The 10,980-nt window shown below is 60.8% G+C and carries 12 protein-coding genes; all 12 read right to left on the bottom strand.

The annotated features are described in order from the left end of the window. Positions 1 to 1,053 (bottom strand): phage tail protein (locus VNV36_RS06295; protein ID WP_325717012.1); only part of this gene is annotated, 1,053 nt, incomplete at its 3' end. Next, positions 1,053 to 1,652 (bottom strand): YmfQ family protein, encoded by a 600-nt coding sequence (locus tag VNV36_RS06290; RefSeq protein WP_325717011.1) that lies wholly within the window; start codon positions 1,650 to 1,652, stop codon positions 1,053 to 1,055. The genes VNV36_RS06290 and VNV36_RS06295, both read right to left, overlap by 1 nt. Beyond that, on the bottom strand, positions 1,643 to 2,707 hold the full coding sequence (locus tag VNV36_RS06285; protein WP_325717010.1) for a baseplate J/gp47 family protein: 1,065 nt from the start codon (positions 2,705 to 2,707) through the stop codon (positions 1,643 to 1,645). The genes VNV36_RS06290 and VNV36_RS06285 overlap by 10 nt, the downstream gene beginning before the upstream one ends. After that, positions 2,708 to 3,154 carry a phage GP46 family protein gene (locus tag VNV36_RS06280; RefSeq protein WP_325717009.1) on the bottom strand — a complete coding sequence of 149 codons (447 nt, stop codon included), beginning with the start codon at positions 3,152 to 3,154 and terminating at the stop codon, positions 2,708 to 2,710. After that, positions 3,151 to 3,696: a phage baseplate assembly protein V gene (locus tag VNV36_RS06275; RefSeq protein WP_414705500.1), complete on the bottom strand. Its 546-nt coding sequence runs from the start codon at positions 3,694 to 3,696 to the stop codon at positions 3,151 to 3,153. Before VNV36_RS06275 ends, VNV36_RS06280 begins: the two co-directional genes overlap by 4 nt. Beyond that, positions 3,696 to 4,748, bottom strand: coding sequence for a phage baseplate assembly protein (locus tag VNV36_RS06270; protein ID WP_325717008.1), 1,053 nt, complete (start codon positions 4,746 to 4,748; stop codon positions 3,696 to 3,698). Before VNV36_RS06270 ends, VNV36_RS06275 begins: the two co-directional genes overlap by 1 nt. Further along, the gene (locus VNV36_RS06265; RefSeq protein ID WP_325717007.1) at positions 4,741 to 6,099 is read right to left on the bottom strand and encodes a DNA circularization protein; all 1,359 of its coding nucleotides are present in this window, start codon (positions 6,097 to 6,099) and stop codon (positions 4,741 to 4,743) included. The genes VNV36_RS06270 and VNV36_RS06265 overlap by 8 nt, the downstream gene beginning before the upstream one ends. Before the next feature lies 1 nt (position 6,100). Next, positions 6,101 to 8,290 carry a phage tail tape measure protein gene (locus VNV36_RS06260; RefSeq protein ID WP_325717006.1) on the bottom strand — a complete coding sequence of 730 codons (2,190 nt, stop codon included), beginning with the start codon at positions 8,288 to 8,290 and terminating at the stop codon, positions 6,101 to 6,103. Positions 8,291 to 8,371: 81 nt separating this feature from the next. Continuing rightward, entirely contained in the window at positions 8,372 to 8,716 is a 345-nt protein-coding gene (locus VNV36_RS06255; RefSeq protein WP_325717005.1) for a hypothetical protein, read from the bottom strand. 45 nt (positions 8,717 to 8,761) lie between these two features. After that, positions 8,762 to 9,109: a phage tail tube protein gene (locus VNV36_RS06250; RefSeq protein WP_325717004.1), complete on the bottom strand. Its 348-nt coding sequence runs from the start codon at positions 9,107 to 9,109 to the stop codon at positions 8,762 to 8,764. Positions 9,110 to 9,121: 12 nt separating this feature from the next. Next, entirely contained in the window at positions 9,122 to 10,606 is a 1,485-nt protein-coding gene (locus VNV36_RS06245) for a phage tail sheath subtilisin-like domain-containing protein (protein ID WP_325717003.1), read from the bottom strand. Beyond that, positions 10,606 to 10,980 carry a DUF2635 domain-containing protein gene (locus tag VNV36_RS06240; protein WP_325717002.1) on the bottom strand — a complete coding sequence of 125 codons (375 nt, stop codon included), beginning with the start codon at positions 10,978 to 10,980 and terminating at the stop codon, positions 10,606 to 10,608. Before VNV36_RS06240 ends, VNV36_RS06245 begins: the two co-directional genes overlap by 1 nt.

Raw genomic sequence — 10,980 nt, 5'->3', positions numbered from 1 at the left:
TTCTACGCCCCTTAATTTGAATGCCGAGGACATCTCGGTACCGGAAATGCCGCCCGTGTACACGTGCCGGGAAAATGATCCGTCTTGGGGAATGGTGATGGTTTCATAGGATGCATCAACGGGAACTCGGTCGGAATTCACCTGATCGAGATTGTTGGTTTGGGCGCCTTGCACGCTCAGCGGCGTTCGGCCAGGATCCACCGCCGAGCCAGCCCCCAACCCACGAACAAATAGGCCTCGCAAATCCGGCAGCACTAAAGACGGATACCGCTGGGCCAATATCGGGTAAGTCGTGGCGCTGAAGGCTTGCCCTGCCATCTGCATGCATCCAGCAGGCACGGCAGTCGAGGGCCAGTAGATTGGGATACCGACGGGAACAGCCGCCAAAGGATTGGTGGACGGGGGTTCAGGGGTGAAATTGCTGCTGCCCCACTGAATATTCCACGGCCCCCAGCCCGAACTGCCGCCGATGCCACCTCGTGTTGCCATGACACCGGTTTGGTTACTGATGATCAACTGAGTGGCAACATCCAGGCCGACCATTACAAGCAGCGTTGACTGACTGAAACCCGCCGGAATATTCGGCCCATCGGCTAATCGGTAGACACCATAATTAACCAGGGTATTGATGTCGGTTCCGTTGGGAACAACGATACCACCGCCACCCATGCCGTGCGCACCAGTAAGCAAGGCGACCCCAGGAGTGTCGTCGGTCTTGCTTGTTTGCTTTCCAATAGTTGCCGCGCTGCCCAGCCCCAGGTTGTTTCGGGCCTCGACCACATCGTCGACATCACTCAGGTTGTTGTCGGCCAGCAGGCACTTCAAGTTGGTCACACCGCCGTTTACCAGCAGTTGAATCGCCTGCAACAACTGATCGTATTTAAACTCGTCTGGCGTCAGTCCTGCCGCCCGGATCGTGTTCAATAGCTCGTCAGTCAGGGCATTGGCCCACGAATCCGTGACGCGTGACGGCATTATGCCTGCCACCGGGTTGCCATCGGTAAACTTGCCATTGAGCAGGCCTACACTTGCTTCACTGAACGGATAATCCACTACGCTTTACTCCCATAACCAAATAACGCAATTGAGCCGCCCGGCTTACGTTTATTGACGATGCATTCCAGCTCCGCATCGCCCCACACCTGCAGGCGCTCTCCCATGGCGGCACGCCCGAAACGCATCGGAATCACCTGAGTTTCCGGCAGATTCAAGCGCCAAACTTCATACCAGTCAGGCCCGCCAAAATAGCTGCCGAAATACATCCCAAACCGAGCCGGGCCAAACTCGGTAATGGTGGCGTCCGGGTAGCCCAGCGCCTCGGCGAGAGCGATGAAATACGGACGGCTTTGCCCACCGGCGTGGATCAGCTTCGCCACCACGGCGCGGACGCGTTCGTAGACCGTCATGCTGCCCTGCACGGTGCATTCGTCGGGCAGCCCCAAGGCGCGCTCCCAGCGCTCCAGCAGCTCATAGGTCTGCTGCGGATCGGTCTCCCGGTACAGATCGTCGGCACGCAGGTCGACGCGAGCCAAGGACTCGGACAGCCCGCGCAGCAGCCGCTGCAGGATGCTGTCGCGCTCCCGAGCCCAAGCGGAGCCCAGCGGCAAAAGCTGACTCATCTGCTGGCGGTACTGTTCTCCACTCATTCCCATACGATGTCTCCCAGCACCGGCAATTGGCCGGTGGTGAACACCAGGTCATTGGCGGGCGAATTCAGCACGTGGTTCTTTTCGCCCGGAGCCACCGAAATGGCCTCACGCATATGGCTGACCAAGAGATAGCCTGCCGGTACGGCCTCGCGCAGGAACAGGTCGCGCAACTCGGCGGTGACCGCCGTACGCGTGGCCGTGGTGTCGGGATATACCCGGATGTCAAACGGTACCGGGGTCGGCATTGGCGCAAGGATGTACACCCCTGGTCGACCGGCCGGGCGACGGTCACCGATGTAAGCCGCGCAAATATCGATGATTTCCTGATTGGGGATCGGGCTGTCGGGTTGGCCATCACAGACAATCCGCACGCTGACGGTGCCGGTGCCCATCTCGTGCTCGGTGGCCCAGGCACGGGTGATCGCGGGATGCGACTCCACCGCCCAGACTTCATAATCCTTCAGGCTGCCACCCTGTGGCGGTGTGCGCATGCGGGTCTGCACCTGCTCCAGCAATCCGTCCAGGCCTTCTTTATCCGAACCACCGCCAAGGCCCAGATCGTCAACTGTCGCAGTCGGCTCCAGGTTGTCGACAGGCGTCAAAAAGCTCAGCTTGACCCCGGCCGGTTGATTCCCATCCGCGCCTGGTTCGACGGCAATGAGCTGAATCGGCGCAGTGGCGATGGTCAGGGTGACATCGGCGGTCACCTGGTACACGACGCCTTGCTTGCTCTGGAGCTGAGTGCCCGCTGTCACGCGAGCGCCAATGCTGCCCTTGACCACGGCACCGCCCACGGCGTAAGTGGCCGGCGCGTACCACAGGCCGTACATCTTCGCCCAACGCTCTACGCCGCTCGCATCAGCCTCTTCATCGGGCAGAAAGTTTTTCTCCTGGGCCACGAGCTTGCCGTACAGGCCATGCACCGCCCCAGCGATGGCCGTGCCGATGACACCCAGCACGCTACGCCGGGTACGCGCTTCGGCGCCGGGCAATTGGCCCTCGATGTCGGTCGCGATCTGGTCGCGGATTTTCGGCAAGGGAGGAACGTCAAATGCCATTTAGTGGATCTCCCACAAGCTGTCGTATTGGCCCGATTCAACGGAGCCGTTGTGATGGTAAATAGTGATCTGGAGACGCAGCACGCCGGTTTCTGGCACGCTGGCCACCGTCTCCACCTTGGCTGCGACGCCATCCTCCAGCATCCAGCGCAAGGCTTCCTGCGCGTAATCCTGTGCTCGGCGCAACACCTCTGGCAGTTGCTTTTCCCGACTAAGTAGCCAGAAGCGCGAGCCGATCTGGTCGCCGGGAACCTCGGTATAGACGTCCGCCCACCAACCACGCAGGTCGGTGGCATCGCCGGGCAATACATCGTCCTTTCGAGCGCGGCGATGGGTGTACAAGCTGACCAGAGCCGAACTCAGTAATCCGGTTTCCAGTACCAGGTCGCCGTTCTCGTACCCCAGGTCGCCGCCCTCAGTCCCCCAAACCAGTGTTACGTCGCTCATTCGGCACCCGGTATCGGAGCCGAGGTTTGGTCACTGCCGCCCTCGACGCCGCCATGCGGGTGCGTGCTCAAGCTGACGCCTGCACCGACCACGTCGCCCTGGGCGGTGATTGCGCCGCTCTGGTTGATGGTCGGTGTGTCGATGTTGACGGCGACCGAGGCGTTGATATTGAGCGTGCCTGTGTTGATATCGATGATCCGGCCCCGCTTGAAATGGATGCGGTCGCCTTCGTCGGTGTACAGGGCCACCTCGCCACTGGCGAGGCCAGTCAACCGATATCGGCGATCCGCGCAGGCGATGACCACGCTGTGTTCTCGATGCCCACCGATGCACGCCAACAAGCCTTCGGCGCCGGGATGGGGCACGCTGGTCATGCCATAGCCCTGCCAGTGCTCGACACCACCACCTAGGTCTTCGGCGTAGACCTTCATCTGCAGGGTCTGCATCTTGCTGGTGTCGTCGACCAGAGAGACGACCGAGCGGGCGAGCATCTGCGCCAGGCGGCGCTTGAGCGGGGCCAGAATGCGATTGAGGCCGTCCATTACTGGCTCTCCCCGGTGCGAGATTTTTTTGCCTTGGGCTCGGGCAGCGGGCCGATGTCGAAAGCTTCCCTGGGCATCACTGTCAGCTCCACCCGCTCGCCGTTTTCGTTCAGCGAATAGGCGACATCGGTGATCAGCCACTGGACCTCCACCAGATCGGCATACGCGTCTGTGATCGAGACCAGCATGTTGGGGCGCCACAGGTCGCCGTTGCTCTGACGGTGGCCCTGCACCTCGTAGGTGATGGCCTGCGCACGTCCCCAACAGACGTTGCGCTCCCAGGTCACCCGGTCACTGGCGCACGCGTTATCCACGTTCTGCTCGGCCATCAGAGTGCGCGGCCGGTACCGGCCGATTCGCGTATCCACGGCCGTGGCCATGACGGCGGAAACGGTCTCACCGTAATAGTCGTCAGTACCTGGCATCTGCCCTTTGAGGGTGTAGTGGCTGAAGACGTCGCGCAGGTCGACCTGCAGCTGGCCCGTCAAAATGTTCTCGCCCAGCACCAACGAATCATGGGCACGCAGGTAGCCTGCTCGGGTCAACACCAGGTTGCCGATACCGTCGGTGGTCAGCAGTACGCCGCGAATCCGTGCCGCCCGATCAAGCGCTTCGAAGACGGTCTCGCCGTCGTCGGGCTTGAAGGTGGAAAACGGCGCATTGACGTTGACCAGGTCAATGACCTTGATCCCGAACGGCTGGGCCAATGTGCGAGCGACATCGGCCAGGCCACGCCCGATCCACTGGGTATTGGCCGCTGTGCAGTCGATCAGGTCGGCGGTCTTGTCCCGCCCGCTCAATGTCATCTGATGTGACTGGCTGTTGTACTTGGGCGCCCGGACGTCCACGTAGCCGGTGATCAACACCTCGCCGTCGACCGTCAATTCACAAAAGGAACCGGCAGGCACGGGGCGGACGGTGTCCTGGCCAGCCCAGCGATCCGTCACCTGCAGCGTGAACGAGCCGGACAGTTCCTGCATGGACAGGTGGACGCTATAAGCCTGCCAGCCGCCCCATTCCTGCCCATCGATTACCAGACGAATATCAGACACGTTTAATCTCCAAAGCGATGCCGCCGGGCACGAAGCCGGGGTTGGTAATGTTGTTACGCTCGATCAGCTCATCGGCGCGCCGGGCATCGCCGTACAGCTGATGTGCCAGGAGCAGGGCCGGAAGGGTGATCGAGGGCGTGTATCGGGAAATCGAGACCAAGCTGGCGGCCTTGGTGTTCATGCCGCGCACCAGGTCGATGTTCAACTGGGTCATGTACGGGTAAATCTCGCTCGGCGCGCTGACACGTTGGCGGTCCAGTTCGCCGACCAGGTCGTCACGCACCTCAACGGCATGCTGTTGGTTGTCGTACTCGACGCCCGGCTTGGTCTGGGTCTGCAAAATGTTCAGCCCCGGAATGTCTGTCGGCTTGCCCACCTCGGTGGCGGGCACACCTGGTACGTTGACCGGAAAGCCGGTGTCGGTATCGATGCCGTCCAGGTTGAAGGTGAACAGCTGGACTTTGCCAATGGCCAAGCGCGACGCCTCGCTCACCGCGACGCGGTCGACCAGGTCGTACAACGCTTGGCGGTTGACCTGTATTTGCATCTGCGACGGCGTCGGCGGCGCGCTCGGAGGCGTCGGCGGTGTAGCAGGTGGCGGAACGGAAACGTCCGAACCGTCGTCGCTGCTCACATCGCGCATGGCCTTAAGGGCCTGCAGCGGCAATGAGGCATGCGACATGCTCATCACCATGCCCGCCAGCTGGGTGGCGAGGCGGCGCGGGGCCAGGATCAGGTTTTCAACGCTGCGCCACAGCTCGGCATAGAGTTTGCTCAAGCGCTCCACGCCGTCCAGCAGCCCGCCGATGGCCATGATCTTGGCGGTGATTTCGTCTATCACCTTGATCGCGTCTTCCAGGACATGACTGGCCTGATCCAGGACGTTAAAAACCTTGGCGAAAATCTCCATGGCCTTGAGTTCGAATTCGCTGGCCGATTCGTTTACCGGCACGTCGGGCGGGGTTTCGTTTTCCGTTTTTTTAAGGCCATTATCTTCGACGAAGGTCTGAGTGATTTTAGCCTTGCCGCCTTCCTGGGTGCTTTCCTCGCAGCGGTACTCGCCTATTACTGCGACGGTGAATTCACCTCGAAACGGGTGGATCAAGGTGCCGGTGCCGTGCTCCTCCAGCGCCTTGATCATGGCGTCACGGCGCGTCATGTAGTCGCGACCGATAAACACCATATCTAAGGAAAATTGACGGGCGCGACGCCCCATGTCCTCGGTGGTGCCCTCATCGCGCAACGGGAATTCGTTGAGCACGGTGCGACGGCCACCGGTGGCGGAGGAGGTTTCCAGGTTGAACTCGATGCCACGGAATTTGCCGGGGCGGTATTCAAGGCGCCACGTCATATCAATACCCCATGGCTCGGCCGGTATAAGCGGATTTCAGGACGACGGGGCCGGAGCTTTCCAAGCTTGTGACTTTGCCAACGCCGTTATCCACTTTGATGGTGATAGCACCGCTGACCTCTTGCGGCGGAAGCGGGACTGGCAGAAACGGTTGTTTCTGTTCGTTCGTGACGGAACGCTTCACTGCCTCAGCGACGCGGTCGCCAAAGTCGCCGGAATTGCTCCAAGGCGCGCCAATTTGCGCCACAGCCGAGCCCGGAACACCTGGCACTGGACGTTTGCCAGCCAACACTTGACGCACCCAAGCGTCAGTATTGTCGGGATCATCGTTGTCGAACTTGTTGGCCAGCAGCAGCCCCAACCCACCGATGGCGCCGACGATTGCCGCGACCGCCCAGCCCTTGGGGCCAAAACGAGCCGCTAACGGGGAAAGGGATAGCAAGGATTGGGCGTATTTTCGGGTTTTGCCGCCCTTGAGAACCTTGTCACCGGCATCGCCCAGCACTCCCCCAACACCGCCACCGAGGCCTTCGGGCATGTTGACCACGAACACCGGCGTCACGCCGACACTCTCCTCCAGCACTTTGCCGACGGTCACGCCTTTGGTCAGTCCGCCCAGAGAGCCAACCGCTTTTTTGACGGCGGCGCTGCCCAGGCGACTGGCCACATACAACCCGGCCGCACCGGCTGCTGCGCCACCCATGATGTCGCCACCGGTCAGCCCATAACCGCCTTCCGATTTGGGTGCCAGAGCTTTTTTGACAAGGTCGGTAAAGGCGTCATTGACCGGCCCAGACAGCATGTCGGTGGTGGTGCGCAGCGCACCGCTCAAGCGGCCCAGTTGATCGACGGCGTTATCGGTGGCCACTTCGAAGTCACGCTGGATGGTGCCTTGGGACTTGGCCAGCTTGGCTTCAATTTCATTGAATTTCTCCAAAGAGCCCTCTGTGAGCAGCATCCGTAAACCCTTCTGGGTGTCCAGATCGTCCTCGCCAGCCACTCTTTCGATAAACGTAGCCCGCTGCTTGTCGGTTTTCAGCTGGCTATAAGTGCCCCTCATCTCCGCGATGACCGCCATCGGGTCACGGCGGGAGCCGTCTTTATTGTAAAATTTGACACCGCTACCGACTTCCGCCTTGTACAGGTAATCGGCATTAGTAAAAAGGCGCAAGGTGCTATCGGCCAGGGTGGAGAGGCGTTCGCTGTTGGGCTCGAATTTCGACAGCGTCTCAACGAACGCCAGGGTTTGATCAAAACTCATACCGGCCGACTTCGCGCCTATCCCGACGCGAGCAAAGATGTCCGGCAGGTTCTCCAGTTCAGCGAACCCCTCGCGACCGGCCACGGTCATTTTGTCGAACATCAACTCGACCTGCTCAGCCTTGGTCAAGTCGATACCAAAAAACGTCGAACCCACGCTGGCTGCCTTGGCCAGCTGTGCCGGATCCGTGGTGGACACCGCCATGGTCTTGCCCAGCGGCGCCATGGTGCCCTCGATCTGCGCCATACTCAGACCACCGGCGGCCAGTGCATCGGAGGCCTGCTTCAAGCGATCGACGCTTTGTCCGGTCTGGACTTGCGTGGCCAGCAAGGTCTTGCGCAGACCACTGGCTTCCAGCTTCGTGCCACCGGTGGTCAGCTGCAGCTGGGTGACGCCCTTGTCCAGTTGCGCCGATTTGACGACCGACGCGCCCGCCCCAAAACCCACGCCCAGCCCGCCGAGCTGGCCATACGTCGAGTCCTTGAACTTGCTCAAGGCATTCAGCTCGTTTTTGGCGACGCGCCCCATGCGCTCCCACGCGTTGGCACCGCGCCGGGCCGTTTTCTCCAATGACGCACCAGCTCTGTCCGAGGCTTTGGTGATCTTGTTGAGCGTGTCCGGCATTGGGGTCAAGGCGGTCTTGCTGGTTTTGCCCAGGGCGTCCGTGGCCTTGGTGGTTTTCTTGAGGGACTCGGTCAGCGGGGTCAGCGCGGTCTTGCTGGTTTTCCCGAGTCTCTCGGTTTCCTTGCCGACCTTGGCCACTCCATCGGCCAGCGGGACCAGCGAGGTCTTGCCCGTCTTGCCCAGGCCCTTGACGCCCTTTTCAACGTCGCCCAGTCCCTTTTCCGCGTCATCCAGGCCTTTAACCAGGCCTTTGGTGTTGGCGGTCAGGTTCAGCGCGACATTCAAATTGCGTTTATTGGCGCTCATGGGCTTCAGTCAACCGCCTCAGGTAGTGGTTACGTTCGTTGGTCGGCAGCGCGAGAATCTCTGCTCGCGACCAGCCGGTTTTCATTGCGATGAGGAAGACGGCGTCCCAGTTGTTTCGGTGCCAGTCGGCGGTTCGTTTCCCAGCTTGTCCAGCTCGGCCTGGGCCTTACGCAGGGCGAGAAAATCCCCTTTCTTTTTCAGCATCACCAGCTCAAAAGGGCCGGTAAACGTGCGCTCGTCGTTGGAGACGCTTACCAGCTGACGCATGGCCAGCGCGCCTTCGAACTCCAGCGAGTCGGGCGCGCAGCCGGTTTCGCGCTCAACGGCGAACACATCGACCATATCGGCTTCGCGCATTTTGAATTTGGTGTACACGACACCGGCAATCGACATGCCGTGTTTAAAGGTGCCTTCAATGGTCAACATTGCGGTTTACTCCTGGAACAAAGTTAAGCGTGGAAAAAAGATCAATCAGAGTTGCGTGGCCGGTGGCCCGCTCATCCGAAAGGCCAGGCCTTCGGCAGCCAGCGAAACGGGATCGGTGGTGAAGGCACCCGCGATCAACCAGGACAAGCCCACGTCGCTGGTAAACACCACGTTGGCATTGGTGAAGTGGCGCAACCGCTCGACGTTGAGGTCGGTGGTCAACGGGATGGAAAACTCGACGGTGGCCGGGGCCGTGCTTTCGACGTAGCCCACCTCGCCGTTGTCCAGCGCCTGCGCTTCACGCGCCGTGCCGCCGAGGTTGAGCGTGGCCCCCGGCCGGGAGCGGTAGGTCTGTCCGTCAATGGAGATTGCGGCGCGGCCGTGATACTGCATGGAGAGACTCCTTTAAATGATGAATTTGATGCTGCCGACGAAGATGTCGAACTGGTTGACCAGGTTCGGCGACAGCACGGCGTTGATGCGGTTTTTGTTGGTGGTCGAGCGCTGCACAATCAGTGTGGCCTTGAAGTTTTCAAGATCTTCCAGCAGCCCTTCGTTGTTGAGCTTGATCGCTTCAGCCACCAGCACGCCGCGCACACTCTCCACGGTCGCGACCGGCTGACCAGGCGCGCTGTAATCGCCCAACTTGTAGCGAGGAAAAGCCGCCACCACCGCGTTGCAGAACCGCTCGCGCATGTAGTCGACGGTCCACTTGGTGTTGAGCTTGAGGTACGCCTCATCGGGCAGGTTGTAGCTGTTGACCTGGTAGTTGGTGATCACCTGCTCGATGAGTACCTGACCGCTCTGACTCACGGTAAAGGTCGAGATACCGTCGTACAGCAGCTGGTTGCGCTCTTCGCGGTCAAACAGGTCTTTTTCGTGCGGCGCCAGAACACCTGGCAGCGGCAACGTGGTGAACGGTCGCGCCGGATCCTGGCTGCCGTAGTATTCGACCACCGTGGCCCAGACCGCGCCGATCACCCAAGGCGCCGTCAAAAAACCCCAGCCACCCAAGGTGCTTAGGTGTGGCGAGTTGCGCGAATTACCAAAGCTGGTCAACGCGGAGTGCGGAGCGTTGAGCACGTTAAACACGTGCCCGGTTTTGCTAACCATTGGGCCGTACCGGCGGTCCATCTCCGTTTCCAGCTCCACGAGGGTGTCGGGGTCGATAAATGGGCAGGCGATGCTGTAATACTGCTGGGCTACAATCGCATCCAGCGCCGGAGTGATGTCGATCAAGCCATTACCTTCCTGTAGGAAGGCTGTAGTCGTAATCACCACCCCGGCCGGAGTGGTTTCGCCGCTGTAGTGATTGAGGCGGATAGTGACAAGGTTGCCGATGGCGCCCGCCCATTTGCACTGCAAACTACAGTCTGCCGCCCCCACATTCCCCGTACTGTACGTCGCCCTGACCGGCAGTTCCGGCATGCCGTTAATCTTAACCGTCAACTCCCAGGCAAGGTCGTCGGAGGTGTCACCGACCGACACGGGTATGCGCACGGCGGTGCCTGCGATGTACAGGTTAACCATGCCATTTTCGAGCGCTGTACCATCGGTGAACCGGATCAGTCCGGTGGCTGCGTCATTTCCCGAAGCACTGGTATCCAGCGCGACGGCCCAGATATCCACGTTGGCATTGGCGGCTCGCGCCGCTTTCGCCATCGAGTGCAGCATGGAACCAGCACCCCACAACGTCGCAGCCTGATCGTCAGCCTGACTGCCCATGCGCACAGCCTCATGCAACACGCCGGTGCTAGATGCGTTACGCTGGCCGATCAACAGCAGACGGTGCTGCTCTGTACCCACGCCACCGGCTTGGGTGTGATCGATTTCCATGAACGCACCGGGGGTGCGGGTATTGTCCGGAATTCCGTCGAAGCTGATGTCCATTACACCGACTCCTTGCGTTTGGTTTGACGCGTTTTTGGGGTTGGCACAGCGGTGGCGGTGACCACCGGTTCACAAACTTGCTCTGGGGACGGCTCGGTGGTTGGCCCCGCCGGTAACTGTTCGGGTGCGCCGTCACCGACCTCCGGCGCAGGCAACTGCTCGGCGCTGACGGGCGGGTTTTGGGGCTGCGTTTCGACTTGCCCCTCGACGCTTTTGACGGACGCGGGTGGCTCACCAAGAGCGCAACCACCTTCCGCTATCCGGCGCCGCCAGTAGGGAGTCATGGTGACGCTTTGCCCCTCATCCCTGAGGTAACCCCCTTGGGGGTTGCGGACTTTCATGCCGGGCGTGGGAATCAGGTATTGCTTGGTCAT

Source organism: Pseudomonas sp. (assembly GCF_035554175.1).
Taxonomy (GTDB): Bacteria; Pseudomonadota; Gammaproteobacteria; order Pseudomonadales; family Pseudomonadaceae; genus Aquipseudomonas.
The sequence above is the reverse complement of the archived record's forward strand: the minus strand, read 5'-3'. Positions and strand labels throughout refer to the sequence as shown.